This is a genomic window from Candidatus Rickettsia barbarica, from assembly GCF_041477405.1.
Classification (GTDB): domain Bacteria; phylum Pseudomonadota; class Alphaproteobacteria; order Rickettsiales; family Rickettsiaceae; genus Rickettsia; species Rickettsia rickettsii.
This window is the reverse complement of record NZ_JBEWYL010000005.1, coordinates 70465-88634: the sequence shown is the minus strand read 5'-3', so window position 1 is coordinate 88634 and position 18170 is coordinate 70465. Positions and strand designations below refer to the sequence as shown.

Here is an 18170-nt window from a genome sequence, read left to right as displayed (position 1 = left end):
TACGTGAGCTGGGTTTAGAACGTCGTGAGACAGTTCGGTCCCTATCTGCCGTGGGTGTAGGAAGTTTGAGAGGATCTGCCTTTAGTACGAGAGGACCGAGGTGGACGTACCCCTGGTGGACCAGTTGTCGTGCCAACGGCACAGCTGGGTAGCTAAGTACGGAAGGGATAACTGCTGAATGCATCTAAGCAGGAAACCCACCTCAAAACTAGACTTCCCCATTAGAGCCGTGGAAGACCACCACGTTGATAGGTCGGGTGTGGAAGCACAGTAATGTGTGTAGCTAACCGATACTAATAGCTCGATTGATTTACTTTGCTGTGAGATTACATATGCATATAGTGTTAATGCTATAAGAGTGTAGTATCTACTCACAAAGTTATCAGGTTAAATAGTTTTATCAACTAATAAAAATGTTATTGCATAACTAATGTTATACTGTAGCCCTGCCACGATATCCAGCGAAAATTATTTTGCTGAGTATCGTAGTAAAAGTTAAGATATGATGTTGAGAATTTTTTTGAGTCGTGCAACAACATTAACAGCAAACTATAATACACAGCTATCTTTTTAAAAGTTTGTATTGCTAGCTTGGTGGTTATAGCATGAGTGCAACACACGATCCCATCCCGAACTCGAATGTGAAACCTTATAGCGCTAATGGTACTATGTCATAAGGCATGGGAGAGTAAGTCGCTGCCAAGCTTGCAATGCAAATTGTTAATTACCTTTCTTTCTCTATATTAGTAATGCTTACGCATTAAAGAATAAACATCAATTTATTTCTATAGAATCGCTAAAATCTAACATAGAAATTAAAAAGCTATTTAAAGAAAAAAAATACTGGTCAATTTATTTTAGAGTTACCAAACGTCACAGTAATTAATGAAGGTGGAATTTTAACTCAAGAAGGTTATATTCTACAAGATACTCAAACAAGCTTAGGTGATCAACATCGTTTATTAAAAAAACGAGATGTTAATACTGAAAACCCTTTATATTTTAATGGAAAATTAGCAGTAATTTTATCTTTTGGTTCTGAAAATTGGTATCATTGGCTGCTACAAATTTTGCCTAGATTAATTATATTAAAAGAATCAGCTCTTGAATATGATCGTATCTATATTAATAATTTAAAATATTCATGGCAAATTAAGTCATTAGAAATAGTATTAAATTATTTAAATATACCGGAAGATAAGCTTTTTGTAGTAAATAGTGACTGTATAATTCAAGCTACTAGACTAATTGTTCCATCTGTACCGTTTATTCCGGTAAAAGGTACACCTTTGCCTTTATGGTTAAAAAAAGATTTAAGAAATATTTTTATTAAAGATAATAGTAAAGTATACGATAAAATATATATTTCTCGTAAATACGCTCCTACCCGAAAAATAGTTAATGAAGAGGAATTAATAGAAAAAATTGAGAGATCCGGTTTGAAAGTAATATATCTAGAGCTATCCTTCCCGTATGAACAGGCTCGGCTTTTTAATAAAGCAAAAATAATAGTTGGATCGCACGGATCAGGATTTGCTAACTTTATTTTTGCGGCTCCAAAATGCAAAGTAGTAGAGATTGATCACGGTACAACTCCCTCTAGAAGTTTTTATAAAAGAATGGCAAATTATATGTCATGCGATTATTATCCTTTTTATATAGATCATCAGACAACAGAAGAGCATTTAGAAGACGATATAAAGATCAATATTGATGAATTTATTAAGTTTCTTAGAGGTCATCTGTAAATAAATTTTAATTAGTAATTAAAGAGCTTTTTTAGCGAAAATTGAAGTTAATTCTTAAAATCATTATTTAATAAATAAGCTTCGCTATTCATTTCATTTAGTCTTGAAATAGTGCGTTTAAATTCTGCGGCTCGTGCTGAACCTTGATATATTTTATTTGGGTTATCTTCTAGGTTCATAAATAAGAGTATTTTATAGAAATAGGCATTATCGATAAAGTTGATAAATCTAACGGCTGTATTTGTATCGTTAGAATCGATAGTATGAACGTTCCCCACTGTAATAACGTTAAAATTTTGGCAAATATTAACATAATCGATATAGCTTAAGCCTCTTGTAAATAATTCATTATAATCTGTTACTAATATTCTTTTATGCACTTTTTGAAAGGATATTTCTCTACCTAGAACCTGTATATTTTGAGGAGCAAGATTATTATCACTAATATCCGTGATAATTTTTTCAAGTTTGTTTTGGTTTTCTAAAGTTAAAGGATAAATTATCCTTGCCTCTTTAACCCTTAACGCTTTATCAAATCGATAATCATGTTGATTATCTAGATATTTAACATCAAATGTATTATTGATTATCTTTATAAAAGGTAAGAAAGATTCTCGTTGTAATCCGTCTTTGTACAGATTATTGGGACTCGTGTTAGAAGTTATAAAAATAAAAATATTTTGCTTTATTAATTCATTAAATAATCTACCGATTATCATTGCATCAGTAATATCTTTAATTTCAAACTCATCTATACATAACACTTTAGTTTGTTTAGTATAGTTTTTAGCAATGTTAGGGATGATATCTTTCTGATTTGCTGTTTGTAATTTATGCATAGATTTATGAATTTCCTGCATAAAGTTCTGATAATGTATTATTATTTTAGGTGTGGTTAATTCTTCACAAAAAGAATTCATGAGCATAGTTTTACCGCTGCCCACCGGACCGTATAAATAAATTCCGCTTTCTAAGTTGTTTTGATTAAAGAATTTGAATAAACTTTTAGGTTTATTAAGTGCTGCTGCCAGCTGTTTTAATTCTTCTCGTAAAGCAGTTTGTTTTGAATCTCGTATTAATGAAGTAGAGGATTTAATCATCCAAAATATTTTTTATCTAGTTTGTTATAGGTTTTTTCTAAAATGTCGTTCCTAGCTAAAAGCAGGAAGGCTTTGTTGCGTGGATCAATTTCACCTCCGTCATCCCGTGGTTTGACCACGGGATCCAGTGAAAAATGCTAACCTTTAGCATTTTTTGTTATTTTTGCTAGATTGCCACGCTCCTTTTAGTTGCTCGCAATGACGGTTGTGATTATCATTTCCTACATAAAAGCGTTGCATCGCCGTAGCTAAAAAAACGCATTGCTTCTTTTATAGCATATTTATATAATTCATGCATCTCTTTAAATCCGGCAAAAGCACATATAAGCATAAATAAAGTAGATTTAGGAAAATGGAAATTAGTAAGTAGCATATCGGCTGTTTGAAATTCAAAACCTGGGGTTATGAAAATATCGGTTTTAAAGCTACCTGCTTTTACAATGCCGTTATTGCAAGAACTCTCAAGTGTTCTAAGTGTTGTAGTGCCGACTGCGATAATACGTTTCCCTTCTTGCTTTGCTTTATTGATAATTTCAGCAGTGTCAGGAGTAATAGAGCAATATTCGGTATGCATTTTATGTTCATGAATATTTTCGGTTTTTACAGGTAAAAAAGTTCCAGCTCCCACATGTAATGTTAAAAATGTGGCTTGTATGCCCTCTGCCTTAAGCTTATCAAGTATATCCTTTGTAAAATGCAAGCCTGCTGTCGGTGCTGCAACTGAACCTTCTATTTGGCTATAGACAGTTTGATAGCGGTCGTTGTCGTTTTGAGTGTTTGTCATCCCGTGGTTTGACCACGGTATCCAGTCATTATTTAAATATGTTTTGGATCCCGTGGTCGTAGCCACGGGATGACATAATGAGTGTGAACGCCTAATATAAACCGGTAGCGGCATCTCACCGTATTTATTTAAGAACTCGAATACAGAAATATCATTAAGCTCAAATTTTACTTTAATCTCACCCATTGCAAGTTTTTCGGTAATAATTACCTTATGATTATCAAAATAAAATTCATCATTTACATGAAGCTTTCGAGCTGGTTTAGCAAAAGCCGACCAACTATCATCTGATAATTTTTGATTCAAATTTATTGTAATATTTTTCCCCAAATTTAACTTTGCTTTTATTACCTTACTATTATTAAAGACTAATAAGTCCCCTTCTTTTAAGTAATCTATTATGTTATAGAATTTGGTTTTAATAGGCGGCGTAACAGCAATTAGTAAATCTGAGTTATCACGTTCACGAGATGGATATTGTGCGATCAGTTCGTTTGGTAAATCAAAGTCAAAATCAGATAGTTTCATTGTTTAAATATTAGTGGCTAAAAAAGTGATTATAACAGCATATGACAATATTTAATATAATATTTTAGTTTATTGATTGCTTACTAATAAATAAACTATTTGTTGATAAAATGATTTTTTTCTGTACGATACAAAATACTATCAATTGAATCATTAAGGGAAATACTTGATAATCGATGATATAGTTAGAAATAAATTTCATGAGATATTAAGCAGTAAAGATATAGAAGAAAATATGGGATTTAATAATATATATAAAATAAAAAGATATGAATTTTTTAGAGAAAGTTTTGTCAAAGAATTCAAAGCTTTGATTGAAGATCCAAATACAAATATTTCTAGTGTGTACAATATGGGCATACTGCACTGTAGATAAAATAGCAAGATCTCCTGACACTGCTATAGTTAAAGCAATTTGTCAAGGTGATTATGATTTAGTTTATAGTATGTTAACCGCTTTAAATATTGATCCAAATACAGAAGTATATACATTGGAAGGTGAGGCTAAATCTTTTTGATATTTTGCGTGTCATAATAATCAGAAAGGGATAGTAAGGCTTCTACTTTCAAAAGGTGCAAATATAATCCTTGACCACAACAGCGGTACCGTTTTTCACACTGCCCTAACAGCTCAACATTTTGATATGGCAACATTTCTAATTGAAAATGGTGCGGATCCTAATTACGTAATAGGTGACAATATGACTTATTTAGAAATATGTACGTCCTATACCTAAATATAGCCATGGTAACTAAATTGTTCGCTTATGGTGCTAATATGAAAAACCGCATTTAAAAGTTTAGTAGACCTAACTAGAGAGCTTAATGATAGTAAGCAGAGTACAGATATGGTAAAAGTATTGTTACAATATGGTGCTAATCGGATATACTCGATCCTGACGGTCAAATGGTCCGTGACAAGGAAGCAATTTATGAACCTCTGAAAGCTCTTTTAACGCTTGAATCCACATTGCGTAAGAATGATTACAAGAAAATTAAGTCTATTGACAAGAAAGATTTAGCTGCGTTTGTTCAATGGAAAACAGCAATATTAGCGGTTGTAAAAGATGTTTCTAAGGATGATTCTATAAAACAACCATTAATAGAATTAGTAGGAAAGATAGCTAAATTGATACCGTCTTTAGAGTTTTTATGCATTTTAAAAATTGAAGATATTATTGATAGTAAAGCTACAGATAAGATAGAATTACCTAAGAGTGCAATAAAAGCGATGACAGAGTGCAGACTACTTCAAGTTGAAGCAACAGGAGAAATAGTGACTCATAATGATTTAGTTTAAAGGTTGAGGCTGGTTTTATGTCATTCCTGCGAAAGCAGGAATGACATAAAACATGGGTAATACCTCCTCACACTATTAACCCTTTAACTTGAGAGTGCCATAATTTTTGATATAGCTTACTATTTTTTAGTAATTCTGCATGGTTACCGTCATCGATTATACTTCCCTTTTCAAAAACTAAAATTCTATCCATATTGAGTAAAGTAGATAATCTGTGGGCAATGACTATCACGGTTTTATTTTGCATTAAATAATCCATTGACTCTTGAATCAGGCTTTCCGTCTCGCTATCTAAGCTACTTGTTGCTTCATCGAGAATTAAAATAGGAGCATTTTTTAAGATGGCTCTTGCTATGATAATTCTTTGACGCTGACCGCCTGATAAGTTATTCCCCCGTTCACCGCACATAGTATCGTAACCGTCCGGTAGATTATCGATAACATCATGAATATGTGCAGCTTTTGCTGCTTCTATAACCTCCTCAAGAGTAGCTTCTTTTTTCCCGTATCTGATATTGTCCAAAATGGTACGATGAAAAAGCACCGGTTCTTGAGGTATAAGGCTAATGGCTTTTCTTAAAGAATCTTGAGTTACGTTTTTAATATTTTGATTATCTATTAAAATCATTCCTTCTTCTATATCATGTAACCTCGTGAGTAAACTAATAAAAGTGGTTTTCCCTGAACCTGAAAATCCAACTAGTCCTACTTTTTGTTTACTCGGTATTAATACCGATTTATTATAAAATAGCTTGTTATTATGATGATAATTAAATGTAACATTTCTAAATTCAATAACCCCTTCTTTGATATCTAATGGAGTAGCGTTTGCAATATCAGTTATAATATGCGGTGCCATTAAAGATAAGCCTTGATTAAATGCCCCGACCTGCTCGAACATATCACCGATTTCTTGAGTTAAATCCCAAATATCGTCTGCTACATTTATACATAATGTTAGTACTAATACGCAATCACCTATGCTTATAGATAATTCGCTACGAAGTTTAGATAAATAATAAATCATTATAAAAATCATTATTGAACAAGAAGTCCCAAGAGAATAACGCAATTTGAACATAAAGAATTGCATAGTCTGCTCATCGGCTACGGCATTTTCTACTCTTGTTTCGAGATGTTGACGTTCAAATTTATGGGCTGTAAACATTCTAACCGCATTAATGTTGCTAATTGCATCTACGATACTACCGGCAACAAAAGATTGGCTTCTAGCATAATTTAATGAGTATTTATTGATTTTATTGGAGAAAAGAACACTAAGTCCTAAAAAAACCGTAATCCATAAAATAAATATCGTAGCAAAAACGTAATGTACCGAATGTAAAGCAATTAATGCAAATAGAATAATAGCAAGTTTACGAAGAATTTTTTCACCGAATATTGAAATAATCATCTCAAACGATCTTGCAGTTTCGGTAATACGATTGCTAATATGTCCTGCTAGATTATCCTGAAAGAATTTATGGCTATGATATTGGGTATAATTATAAAGTTCATTTAGTATTTTCCCTTTTATTATGGGCATAGTCTTGAGATACAAATAATCATATGAACGATATGCTATATTAATACTCTCCCACCAAAGAGCATAAAATACTGCCCAGTAAATCATGGAAGATAAAAGATTATTAGCGTTCTTATCGCTGAAAGATTCTATTAAATCAATGATTTTCTGAAGTAATATACTATCAATCGCCGGAATCATACCGAGTAAAATACAAATTACAGTCAATAAAGTCATTTTAACTTTATCGAATTTTAAAAAATAAATACTTAAGCTAAATGTTGATTTAGATAAAGTAGGGTATTTTATCACGATAATGTACCTCGATTTTAAAATAATATATTAATTCGTGTTATTTTGGAGCATGAATTTAATTATTTTAAAATATACCTAAAAATATTAAATCTGTGGAAAAATAATAAACAAGCCTTGCTTCTTACCTTAAATAATGCTACAAAATTCAGAAAATAACTTCAACATCATTAGAAATGCAAGAAAAAGAATTATCTAATAATTTTTTAGAAGAACAAGAAAAGTCTAAGGAAGACGATTCTCCATTCTTTGATGTAAAATATATTTGTCAAGCAAGTTTATTAATTACGGATTCTATCCGAAAAGGGTATGATGTAACGCAATTGCCCAATGGTGATATTAATGTTACAGAAGTAAGAATAGTAAATGTTCATTATAATTGGAACTCCAAAAAAGGAAAATTTGTTAAAACTAATCAGATAGAATTTAATAATAGCAAAGGTGGATGATTAAATCAAATACTGTATACTCGCTTAATTTGAAAAATTGGCTACGTCGTCGTCCTATAAGTACTGTGTGGTACTCACGTATTAAGTATACGTTATTACACTGGGAGTATATTGTTATTGTCACAAAGCTTATTATCTTAAAACAGCAGCTTAAATATGGAATTTGATCAAGGATTATTATCAAGGATTCAATTTGCTTTTACCATAAGTTTTCATATAATATTCCCTGCTTTTACTATAGGGCTTGCAAGCTTTTTAGTGGTAATTGAAGGGTTATGGTTGAAAACAAAAAAGCCGGTTTATCAAGAAATATACAAATTTTGGGTGAAGGTTTTTGCCGTTACTTTCGGTATGGGAGTAGTTTCGGGTGTTGTAATGTCTTATCAATTCGGTACTAACTGGTCGAATTTTTCAGATAAGGTTGGAAATGTCCTTGGTCCGCTTCTCGGTTTTGAAGTATTTACTGCCTTTTTCCTCGAAGCTTCTTTTTTAGGTATAATGTTATTCGGCTTTAATAAAGTCAGTAAAAAAGTACATTTTATTTCTACGTTAATAGTTGCCGTTGGTACTGTAATCTCAGCTTTTTGGATACTTGCAGCTAGTAGCTGGATGCATACGCCTGCTGGTTTTGAACTGCGAGGTGAAGGATTCTTTTATCCTTTAAATTGGCTAGAAATTATCTTTAACCCTTCTTTCCCATATCGCTTTTTCCATATGATTACGGCGGCTTATTTAACTACTTCTTTTGTTATCGGTGGTGTAGCTAGCTTTTATTTACTAAATAATCGTTATAAAGAGCATGCTAAAATTATGCTTTTTATGGCGGTGTTAATGGCGTTAATCGTTGCACCTATTCAAATAGTTATTGGTGATCTGCATGGTTTAAATACTCTTAAATATCAGCCAGTCAAGGTCTCGGCTATGGAAGGTATTTGGAATACAGACAAAGGAGCAGCTTTTAATCTTATCGGCTTTCCTGATGGGGAAGAAGAAAAAACAAAATATGCTGTAGAAATACCTTATGCTAGTAGTTTAATCTTAACGCATAGTTTAGATGGTGAAGTGAAAGGATTAAAAGAATGGACAAAAGAAGAGCGTCCGCCGGTTGCAGTAGTATTTTTTAGTTTTCGTATTATGGTAGGAATCGGTTGCTTAATGGTATTTATAGGTATTGTGGGGTTATATCTTTACTTGAAGAAAAGATTATATACTACGCATTGGTTTCAATATTGGTATATATTAATGTCACCTTCAGGTTTTATTGCAGTACTTGCCGGTTGGTTCGTAACCGAGGTAGGTAGACAACCTTATATAGTATATAATATTTTAAAAACCGTGGATACGGTATCACCGGTACTCGGCAAATATGTATTTATTTCTCTAATTGCTTTTATAGTAGTGTATGTGATCATTTTCGGAGCGGGTATATATTATATAATGCATTTGATAAAGAAAGGTATAGAAGTGATAGATAATAAAGAAATGTACGGAGAGAGTGGTTTGAATAACCCATTAGTAGAAAAGTAATAAGCTTATGTTAAATTTTGCACCTTATATAGATTTACCGCTTGTTTGGGGTGGGCTTATAGCTACCGCTATTTGTTTATATGTTTTATTAGACGGTTTTGATTTAGGAGTAGGAGTCTTATTTCCGTTTGCACCTACCGATGATTGCCGTCATAAAATGATCAATTCTATTGCTCCTGTTTGGGACGGTAACGAAACTTGGTTAGTACTTGGCGGCGGTGGTTTATTTGCGGCTTTCCCGTTGGCGTATTCGCTATTAATGCCGGCTTTATATATTCCTATTATATTGATGTTACTCGGGCTAATATTTCGTGGTGTAGCTTTTGAATTCCGTTTTAAGGCTCATATAGGTCATCGTTATATTTGGGACTACGCTTTTCATTTCGGTTCTATGATTACTGTTTTTTGTCAAGGTTTAATGCTTGGTACGTTTGTCCAAGGAATAGAGATAGAAGGACGAGAATTTGCAGGAGGGAGCTTTGATTTTCTTACTCCCTTTTCCGTTATGACGGGGATAGCATTAATATTCGGTTATGCACTCTTGGGTGCTACTTGGCTTATTCTGAAAACAGAAAAGACAACACAAGATTGGGCTTATAAATCTGCTTTATATATTTTATTTTACGTTGCACTTTTTATGGGGCTTGTAAGCTTATGGGTTCCTTTCTTAAATAACCACATAAATCATCGTTGGTTTAGTGTACCTAATATTTACTATTTATCTATTGTGCCTATTGTAACTGCTTTAATATTTATCAAGTTAATTAAAGCCGTTAAGCAGAAAAAAGAAGTAAAGCCGTTTATTTATACGATCTTGTTATTTTTATTAGGATATTTAGGGCTCGCGATAAGCATATGGCCATATATCGTTCCGTATAAAGTTACGCTTGAAATTGCTGCAGCAGCACCGGAGTCACAGTCTTTACTGTTGATAGGGGCTGGGATATTCCTACCTGTCATACTTGGCTACACATTCTATTGTTATTATATATTTCGTGGCAAATCATCTCATCATCCGATATATTAAAAAATTTAAAAAAATAACCTCTTGTCTCAAAGGGTGGCAATGGTTTATTATCCTATGGCTTAGCGGATTATTATCCACATTACTTTTAACTTATGTAGTTAAGCTGGTGTTTAGGGTGATAGTAGGAATATAACCGTGACAAAACGTACTGTTTATGGTACGTTATTAATATTAAGTCTCACTAACTATAAGGAAAAAATAATGGAAATATATAATACAAGTGAAGCAAGAAGTAAACTTTATAAACTTATAGATTATGTTTCTGATGTACACAAACCTGTTTATATTAAAGGTAAAAGAAATAATGTAGTTATAATTTCAGAAGAAGATTATCGTCATATGGAAGAAACTTTATATTTATTATCTATTCCAAATATGCATAAGTCTATAATTGAAGGACGAGCAGAGCCTATAGCAAAGTGTAGCGATAAATTAAATTGGTAATTTTTTATAAATGTATATAATTCGTTATACTATACACGCACAAAAAGATGCTAAGAAAATAGTGCAAGCCGGTTTAAAGAATAAAGTAGAAGTTTTATTAAACATAGTTAGTACTGATCCTTGGAAAATTTACCCTCCATATGAAAAGCTTGTTGGTGACTTTAGCGGTTGCTATTCAAGAAGAATTAATATTCAACATAGGTTGGTTTATGAAGTTTATAAACAAGAAAAAGTTGTAAAAATTCTTAGAATGTATACGTATTATGAATAAGTCATTAACTGAAAAAATCTCAGCATTTATTATTACCAAAAATGAATCCACAAGGGTAGCACGAGCTATAAATAGCGTAAAAAATATTACTGATGAGGTGATAGTAGTCGATAGTGAAAGTACTGATGATACGGTAGCAATAGCTGAAAAATTAGGAGCAAAGGTAGTAATAAAACCGTGGCTTGGTTATGTAGGACAGAAATCTTTTGCCGAAAGCCTTTGCGTAAATGATTGGGTTCTTAATATTGATGCCGATGAGGAGTTGTCTAAAGAGTTACAAGACGAAATAGAGTATATTTTTGCCTCTCATAATCAAGATCGTTATTTAGCTTATCAAATAAAGCTGTTAATAATGCATCGTAATGATCAAAAGCCACGAATGTTTGCTCCATTTAATAAATGTACTCGGTTGTATAATAAAAAATTTGCAAGCTTTGCAAATACCGTAAATAGTACTACTCATGATTCGGTAATATTTAATAAAGATGTTGATTTTGCAGGTAAAATTTATCTATTAAATGAAGCTGCTTATCATTATTCTGGTACTTCAATTGAGCAGTTGGTCACTAAAGCAAATTTTTATTCTAACGAGCAAGCAAAAGATTTAGTTAAGCAAGGAAAAAAGCTTTCAAATTTTCGTTTAACAACAGAAATGATATGGTGGTTTTTTAAAGCGTTTTTTATCAGACGCTATTTTGTATTTGGTTTTGACGGTTTTGTAGATTCAATAATTTTTGCTTTTGCAAGATTTCTAAGGCTTACGAAGTTAAGAGAGTCATCGCTTAAATTAAAAAACGTCATTGCGAACGACTATAAGGAGCGTGGTAATTTCATGAAGTAATATAAAATTCCTGAGATTGCCACGTCGATGCTATGCATCTCCGCGCAATGACGATTTAGAAAATAAAAGATAAATTATGGAAAATTTTAATGTTAGTAAATTAAAAAACGGTTTGACAATTTTAACATATAATATGCCTTATGTTAATTCGGTAGCAATAAATTTAATTGCTAAAGTTGGAGCACGTTATGAGAATGCAGAAGAGGATGGCATATCTCACTTTCTTGAGCATATGGCTTTTAAAGGTACAAAAACTAGAACGGCAAAACAGATAGCGGAAGCGTTTGACTCTATAGGCGGACATTTTAATGCCTATACCGGTCATGAGAATACGGTATATTATGCACGAGTTTTGTCTGAAAATTGTGATAAAGCACTTAATATACTTGCCGATATAATTCAAAATTCTATTTTTTCTGATGAGGAAATAGCTAAGGAATATCAGGTGATCATGCAGGAAATTGCTCATCATCAGGATAATCCAGATGACCTAGTATATGAGAAATTTTATAATAAAGTTTATAGAGAACAACCGTTGGGTAAGTCAATCTTAGGTACTGCTAAAACCCTTGCAACTTTTACGAAAGAACATTTTTTTAATTTTATAGATAAACATTATAATGCTGAAAATCTCTATTTATCAATTGCCGGTAATATTGATCATGATAAAATAGTAATTATAGCGGAACAGTTATTTTCTTCTTTGAAGCAAGGAGTAAAAAGTAGCTTTATTCCGGCAAAATATATAGGCGGAAATGGCTTTATTAATAAGGAGTTAGAGCAAACTAGTTTAGTGCTAGGGTTTGAAGGTACATCATATATTAATTTAGAAAAGTTTTACCAAACCCATCTACTTTCTATAATATTCGGTGGCGGTATGTCATCGCGTTTATTTCAAAGTATTCGTGAGAAATTAGGTTTAGCATATGCAGTAGGTAGTTATAATAGTGCTTATTTTGATAGTGGAGTGTTTACAATTTATGCATCCACTGCACATGATAAATTAGAATTATTATATAGAGAGATTAAAAACGAAATAATAAAAATGACTGAACAAGTAAGCACAGAAGAGATTCTTAGAGCTAAAACACAACTACGTAGTAATGTACAAATGGCTCAAGAGAAAAATACCTATAAGTCAGAAGAAATAGGTAAAAATTATTCTGTTTTCGGTCAATATATTTCTCCTGAAGAGATTATGGAAATTATCATGAGCATAAAAGCTGATGATATTATTAATATGGCAAATAAAATATTTAGTGGTACTACTACGTCGGCAATTATCGGTCCGAATGATCTTCAGGGATTTTAATGATATGCTTGTGTGGATACCAGAGTCGTCATTGCAAGCGGCCGTAGGCTGCGTAGCAATCTCATGAAATAATAACAAGCTCCTGAGATTGCTTCGTCAATTACTTCGTAATTTTCTCGCAATGATGAAGAAAATGAATTTTGAGACCAATAAATGAAAAAAAAATTATATGAAGGTTCAAGTAAAATTTTATATTCTGCCGAAGAAGATTTTTTACTTATAATGGCTTTTTCCGATAAGGCTATTTTAGAAACAGGTGAGATTGTTGATGTATCAGGTAAAGGAGTACTTAATAATAATATTTCTTCCTTTCTAATGGATAAACTGGAAATGATCGGCATTGAAAATCATTTTATCGAAAAAATAAATATGAGGGAGCAATTAATTCAATATGTTGAGGTTTTCCCGATACAAGTAATAATATCATCAGTAGCGTGCAGTAGATTTGTAAAAGAATTCGGAATTGATGAAGGGTATGTATTTGATAAACCTATTATTGATTTTAAGGTCCGAAGTCGTGAATTTAAATATCCGATAGTTAATGAGTATCAAATATTAAATTTCGGTTGGTTAACTAGGGATGAAATTAAAGCGGTAAAAGAGCAGGCTTTGCGTATATATGATTTTCTAAGCGGCTTATTTATCGGTGTTGGGATTCGGCTTGTTGAGTGTAAATTAGAATTTGGGCGTGTGTTTAACGGTGAAGAATCTATCATTATGTTAACTGATGAAATTAGTCCGGATAATTGTAGATTATGGCATATTAACAGTAATGAAAAATTGGGATTTGAATTGCTTGAAAAAGAACCAAATAAGGTTTTTGAATCATATCAGCTAATAGCTGATCGTTTAAAAGAAAAATAAATATATTTTTTAAGCGATATATACTATTTTGGACTGTTTAAGGTTTTATTACAAAGTTCAGTTTTTTGTCATTGCGAGGAAAATTACGAAGTAATGAACGAAGCAATCTTAGGATATTTGATGAGATTGCCACGTAGCCTACTGCTGCTCGCAATGACGATTAGGTGTCTACGCAGGAACAACATTTCTGATTTTTAATAATTTTTTACAGTAAAAAAGATGAAAATACGATTTATTATAATAAGCTTTATAGCGCTAATCCTAGTAGGGTGGGGATATGCTGCCTATAAATTTGAACATCAAAGTAAAGAAAATATTATCTCTATTCTTGATAAATATGAAGAATATATAACTTATGATGCAATAAAAGTTAATAAATATGGATTTAGTGTTACTTTAAATAAAGTAATGTTAAAACCTATAGATTTTTATTTTGATGAAATAGTTATTAGACATATACCGTTTTTGAATATTACAAAAATTGATTCTTACGGAAATAATGTAAAAATTACTACCGCTCAAGATGAAAAAAATATTTTTTACTCACCTGATCATCATACAACAATTTGGTTTAGAAAATCTTTGTTTAATAGAGAGCCTGATTATTGGAAATTAAGCTTGAGTGACAATAAATCAACTCTTTATAGTTCTCTAGATGCAGAAAAATTAGCAGAGAGTGATATTAGTAATTCTGTAATTACTAATACTAAGACATCGGATAACCTTAATTTGTTAATTTTGGATGGAAAAAATACTATTTCTTTTATTTCTGAAAATTACAGAAGAAATTTATATGATAAAATTTTTGAATTTTTGAGAGATCAAATAGCTAATGACTCTGATACTGCTTTCTTTGAGTATGGTTTGACAAAGTTAGATATATTGAATTTACCTATTTCTTACAATTCCAAATTAAAACTAAAATATAGTGATGAGTTAGTAGCTCTTGGGAAATTATTAATTCAAAATTTTTCTCTAGATCAAAGGCAAGATGAGAATATGCATGCTGTTATTTTTATGCAGATGTTAGGAGAATTAGTAAAAGGTAAGCCGTTTTTAGTTGCTTGTGATATTGAAAGAAAAGGAAAAGTAGAAAGTAATTTATATAAATTAAATATAGAAAAAGATAAAATTTTTGATTTTGCTTTAAATATTAAATCTACTATAGAACCTTCTGAAACATACCAAAAAACGGCAGCTGAAGCTTTAGGAAGCTACTTTAGTAATGGTTTAAACAAAAGAGCTGAGTTAGATAAAATTTTTAAACTAACTAGCCCTATTACTCAAGAAGATGGGGAAAGAGTAATGGGTGTTTTTGCAAAAATAAATAATTCCGAATTTAATTTAAAAGGTCAGTTTGATCCTGAAGCAAAAAAATTATCCGGTAAAATTAATCTTGTAATGAATGATTTTAATTTTGCTATTGATATTGATATGCCTACTATAGATAATCCTCTGAATCTAGAAAGCGTAATAAAATTATCGGATCCGAGTGTGGTTATAAATAATTTTGTGCATTATACTAATAATGCTATTGTACCGGTGCTTAATAAAATAGAAGAGTCTAAGGAATTTGCTTTAAATCTAGGAAAACAATCTTCAGTAATAAAGCAATACGGCTTTAGGGCAATAGAAGTTTTTAGTAAAAATTCTGAATTAAAAGACGGTGAATCTTTAGTAGTGGATGTAAAAAGTAAAGACGCCGGACTAACCTTTAACGATAAAGCTATTGATCAGATCCTTAGTGATGCAAGAGTATTAGAATTTATAAATGCCATGGCTATGATAGATCAAGAAAGCAAGTAGTCTAAGTGTCATGCCTGCAAAAGCAGGAATGACATAAGAGCTACGAGATAAGGTCTACAAGTAAAAAATTTGAAGAAAAAATAAGTTATAAAAGAATGATTAATATTTCCTTTCCCGATGGGAGTATAAAACAATTTGCAAAAAACATTACCGCCTATGAAGTAGCAAATGCAATTTCAATGTCACTTGCTAAAGCAGCAATGGTTGCTGAAATAAACGGTGAGCTTCAAGACTTAAGTATCGTAATTGACAATGATTGCAAGCTTCGTATTTTAACTGCGAAAGATCCTGAATGTCTTGAGATAATAAGGCACGATACGGCACATTTAACAGCAGAAGCAGTAAAGGAACTATTCCCTGAAACTCAGGTAACGATTGGTCCTGCAATTGAAAACGGTTATTATTACGATTTTGCTCGTGATAAACCTTTTACCACTGATGATTTAGCCGTTATAGAAGCTAAAATGCAAGAACTTTCACAAAAGAACGAGCAAGTAACAAGAGAGCTATGGGATAGGGATAAAGCCGTAGAGTTTTTTAAATCGATAGGAGAGCATTATAAAGCCGAAATTATTGCTTCAATTCCGGCAGGTGAGCCAATTACTTTATACAGGCAAGGTAATTTTATTGATCTATGTCGAGGTCCGCATGCTCCTTCTACAGGGGTTGTTAAGCATTTTAAGTTGATGAAAGTTGCAGGAGCGTATTGGCGAGGTGATAGTCGTAATGAGATGTTGCAGCGTATATACGGCACTGCTTGGGCCACGAAGGAGCAGCTAGATAGTTACCTCTTGATGCTTGAAGAAGCCGAAAAGCGTGATCATAGAAAGCTTGGGCATGAGCTTGATTTATTCCACTTCCAAGAAGAAGCTCAAGGAATGGTATTTTGGCATGATAAAGGCTGGAGTATATATAATACCATTGAGCAGTATATTAGGAAAAAGATTCGTAAAAACGGTTATACCGAAGTTAAGACTCCTGTTTTGGTCGATAAAAGCCTTTGGGAGGCTTCAGGACATTGGGAAAAGTTTCGTGATGATATGTTTGCGTTAGAAACAGACGACAAGACATTAGCTTTGAAGCCGATGAACTGCCCTTGCCACGTGCAGATTTTCAAACAAGGTATCAAGAGTTATCGTGATTTACCTCTTCGTATGTCGGAGTTTGGTTTGTGCCATCGTAATGAGGCATCCGGTGCATTGCACGGTTTAATGAGAGTGCGGAGTTTAGTGCAAGACGATGCACATATATTTTGTGCTGCGGAACAAATTACCGATGAAACGGTTAGTTTTTGTAAATTACTGACTGAAGTTTATAAGGATTTCGGCTTTACTGATATAAAGGTAAAATTCTCTGATCGTCCTGAAATCAGAGCAGGGAGCAATGAAGTTTGGGATAAGGCTGAGAATGCTTTAAAAGAAGCAGTAGAACAAGCAGGGTTTAATTATACATTAAACCCGGGCGAGGGGGCATTTTACGGTCCGAAGCTTGAGTTTGTATTAACCGATGCGATAGGGCGGCAATGGCAATGCGGTACGCTTCAGATGGATTTTGTTTTGCCGGAGCGGTTAGACGCTAGCTATGTTGCAGCAAGCGGAGAGAAAAAAAGACCCGTAATGCTACATAGAGCGATCCTTGGCTCACTTGAGCGTTTTATTGGTATATTGATCGAAGAATATGTAGGTAGGTTTCCGCTTTGGCTTGCACCAGTGCAGGTTGCTATTGCAACTATTACCAGCGATTTGAACGATTACGCTTTGGAAGTGCAGAAAGCTTTAATTGATAACGGGGTAAGAACGGATTTTAATATCTCACCTGATAAAATTAACTATAAGATTCGTGAGTTTTCTAATCAAAAAATACCGATGATTGCAGTAATTGGTAAACAAGAGCAAGCAAATAAACAAGTAGCGATTAGAAGGCTCGGAACTACTGACCAAGAAGTATTATCGGTTGAGCAGTTAATAGCTGTGGTTAAAGAAGAGAATGAGAAATATTTGTAGATTTTAAATTTAAAGGATGATATAAGATAATAATACGTATATAGGGATATGATATCCTAATTAGGAAAAAATCCTAAGGAGATTATGTGAGAACTATTATTAATATAGCTGATTCGCAAATTAAAATTCTAGATAAAATATCCAAGAAAAAAATATCAAGAGATAAAATTATTGGGCAAGCTTTAACTAGTTACATGGCTAGTAATGATCACAATAATAAGGCATTTGAAAACGCTTTTGGACTCTGGAAAGATAAAAATCTAGATAGTGTAGAATATCAGGCTAAATTATGTAATGAGTGGAACGAATGAAAGCTACCTTTGATACTA

Annotated in this window: 18 protein-coding genes and 2 rRNA genes; 17 read left to right on the top strand and 3 right to left on the bottom strand. The window is 32.5% G+C overall.

Going from position 1 to position 18170, the window contains the following annotated elements:
- The 3 genes from ABVF33_RS07110 to ABVF33_RS07100 all read left to right on the top strand — a co-directional run.
- A 23S ribosomal RNA gene (locus ABVF33_RS07110) occupies positions 1-318 on the top strand; the annotation flags it as partial.
- Positions 319-590: 272 nt separating this feature from the next.
- Positions 591-705, top strand: a 5S ribosomal RNA gene (gene rrf / locus ABVF33_RS07105).
- A gap of 365 nt (positions 706-1070) precedes the next feature.
- Complete coding sequence (locus tag ABVF33_RS07100; RefSeq protein WP_499706809.1) at positions 1071-1748, top strand: glycosyltransferase family 61 protein; 678 nt, start codon at positions 1071-1073, stop codon at positions 1746-1748.
- 47 nt (positions 1749-1795) lie between these two features.
- On the opposite strand, the gene zapE is transcribed toward ABVF33_RS07100, so the two are convergent.
- Positions 1796-2848 (bottom strand): cell division protein ZapE, encoded by a 1053-nt coding sequence (zapE, locus tag ABVF33_RS07095; RefSeq protein WP_499706808.1) that lies wholly within the window; start codon positions 2846-2848, stop codon positions 1796-1798.
- 214 nt (positions 2849-3062) lie between these two features.
- A complete protein-coding gene (gene queA, locus ABVF33_RS07090; RefSeq protein ID WP_499706807.1) occupies positions 3063-4160 on the bottom strand; it encodes a tRNA preQ1(34) S-adenosylmethionine ribosyltransferase-isomerase QueA in 1098 nt (365 codons plus the stop codon).
- Between the two features lie 314 nt (positions 4161-4474).
- Here queA and ABVF33_RS07085 point away from each other — a divergent pair, with 314 nt between their 5' ends.
- From ABVF33_RS07085 to ABVF33_RS07075, 3 genes are all read left to right on the top strand, one after another.
- The gene (locus ABVF33_RS07085; RefSeq protein WP_499706806.1) at positions 4475-4678 is read left to right on the top strand and encodes a hypothetical protein; all 204 of its coding nucleotides are present in this window, start codon (positions 4475-4477) and stop codon (positions 4676-4678) included.
- A 30-nt stretch (positions 4679-4708) separates the two neighbouring features.
- Positions 4709-4897 carry an ankyrin repeat domain-containing protein gene (locus tag ABVF33_RS07080; protein WP_499706818.1) on the top strand — a complete coding sequence of 63 codons (189 nt, stop codon included), beginning with the start codon at positions 4709-4711 and terminating at the stop codon, positions 4895-4897.
- A 170-nt stretch (positions 4898-5067) separates the two neighbouring features.
- Positions 5068-5460, top strand: coding sequence for a hypothetical protein (locus tag ABVF33_RS07075; protein ID WP_499706805.1), 393 nt, complete (start codon positions 5068-5070; stop codon positions 5458-5460).
- A 67-nt stretch (positions 5461-5527) separates the two neighbouring features.
- Here the strand turns inward: ABVF33_RS07075 and ABVF33_RS07070 are convergent, their stop codons facing one another.
- Entirely contained in the window at positions 5528-7297 is a 1770-nt protein-coding gene (locus ABVF33_RS07070) for an ABC transporter ATP-binding protein (RefSeq protein ID WP_499706804.1), read from the bottom strand.
- A gap of 176 nt (positions 7298-7473) precedes the next feature.
- Here ABVF33_RS07070 and ABVF33_RS07065 point away from each other — a divergent pair, with 176 nt between their 5' ends.
- The 11 genes from ABVF33_RS07065 to ABVF33_RS07015 all read left to right on the top strand — a co-directional run bounded on the left by ABVF33_RS07065 (position 7474) and on the right by ABVF33_RS07015 (position 18152).
- Positions 7474-7746, top strand: coding sequence for a DUF2671 domain-containing protein (locus ABVF33_RS07065; protein WP_023507111.1), 273 nt, complete (start codon positions 7474-7476; stop codon positions 7744-7746).
- A gap of 156 nt (positions 7747-7902) precedes the next feature.
- Positions 7903-9273: a cytochrome ubiquinol oxidase subunit I gene (locus tag ABVF33_RS07060; protein WP_499706803.1), complete on the top strand. Its 1371-nt coding sequence runs from the start codon at positions 7903-7905 to the stop codon at positions 9271-9273.
- A gap of 7 nt (positions 9274-9280) precedes the next feature.
- Positions 9281-10300, top strand: a complete 1020-nt coding sequence (cydB, locus tag ABVF33_RS07055) for a cytochrome d ubiquinol oxidase subunit II (RefSeq protein WP_499706802.1) — start codon at positions 9281-9283, stop codon at positions 10298-10300.
- Positions 10301-10501: 201 nt separating this feature from the next.
- Positions 10502-10744, top strand: coding sequence for a type II toxin-antitoxin system Phd/YefM family antitoxin (locus ABVF33_RS07050; RefSeq protein WP_499706816.1), 243 nt, complete (start codon positions 10502-10504; stop codon positions 10742-10744).
- A gap of 10 nt (positions 10745-10754) precedes the next feature.
- On the top strand, positions 10755-11015 hold the full coding sequence (locus ABVF33_RS07045) for a Txe/YoeB family addiction module toxin (RefSeq protein WP_499706801.1): 261 nt from the start codon (positions 10755-10757) through the stop codon (positions 11013-11015).
- The gene (locus ABVF33_RS07040; RefSeq protein ID WP_499706800.1) at positions 11008-11856 is read left to right on the top strand and encodes a glycosyltransferase family 2 protein; all 849 of its coding nucleotides are present in this window, start codon (positions 11008-11010) and stop codon (positions 11854-11856) included. Before ABVF33_RS07045 ends, ABVF33_RS07040 begins: the two co-directional genes overlap by 8 nt.
- A gap of 73 nt (positions 11857-11929) precedes the next feature.
- Complete coding sequence (locus tag ABVF33_RS07035) at positions 11930-13168, top strand: M16 family metallopeptidase (RefSeq protein ID WP_499706815.1); 1239 nt, start codon at positions 11930-11932, stop codon at positions 13166-13168.
- Positions 13169-13321: 153 nt separating this feature from the next.
- Positions 13322-14032, top strand: coding sequence for a phosphoribosylaminoimidazolesuccinocarboxamide synthase (locus tag ABVF33_RS07030; protein WP_499706799.1), 711 nt, complete (start codon positions 13322-13324; stop codon positions 14030-14032).
- A 219-nt stretch (positions 14033-14251) separates the two neighbouring features.
- Positions 14252-15838 carry a phosphoribosylaminoimidazolesuccinocarboxamide synthase gene (locus tag ABVF33_RS07025; RefSeq protein ID WP_499706798.1) on the top strand — a complete coding sequence of 529 codons (1587 nt, stop codon included), beginning with the start codon at positions 14252-14254 and terminating at the stop codon, positions 15836-15838.
- A 95-nt stretch (positions 15839-15933) separates the two neighbouring features.
- Complete coding sequence (gene thrS, locus ABVF33_RS07020; RefSeq protein WP_499706797.1) at positions 15934-17841, top strand: threonine--tRNA ligase; 1908 nt, start codon at positions 15934-15936, stop codon at positions 17839-17841.
- Positions 17842-17927: 86 nt separating this feature from the next.
- Positions 17928-18152: a hypothetical protein gene (locus ABVF33_RS07015; protein ID WP_499706796.1), complete on the top strand. Its 225-nt coding sequence runs from the start codon at positions 17928-17930 to the stop codon at positions 18150-18152.
- Positions 18153-18170: the final 18 nt, after the last annotated feature.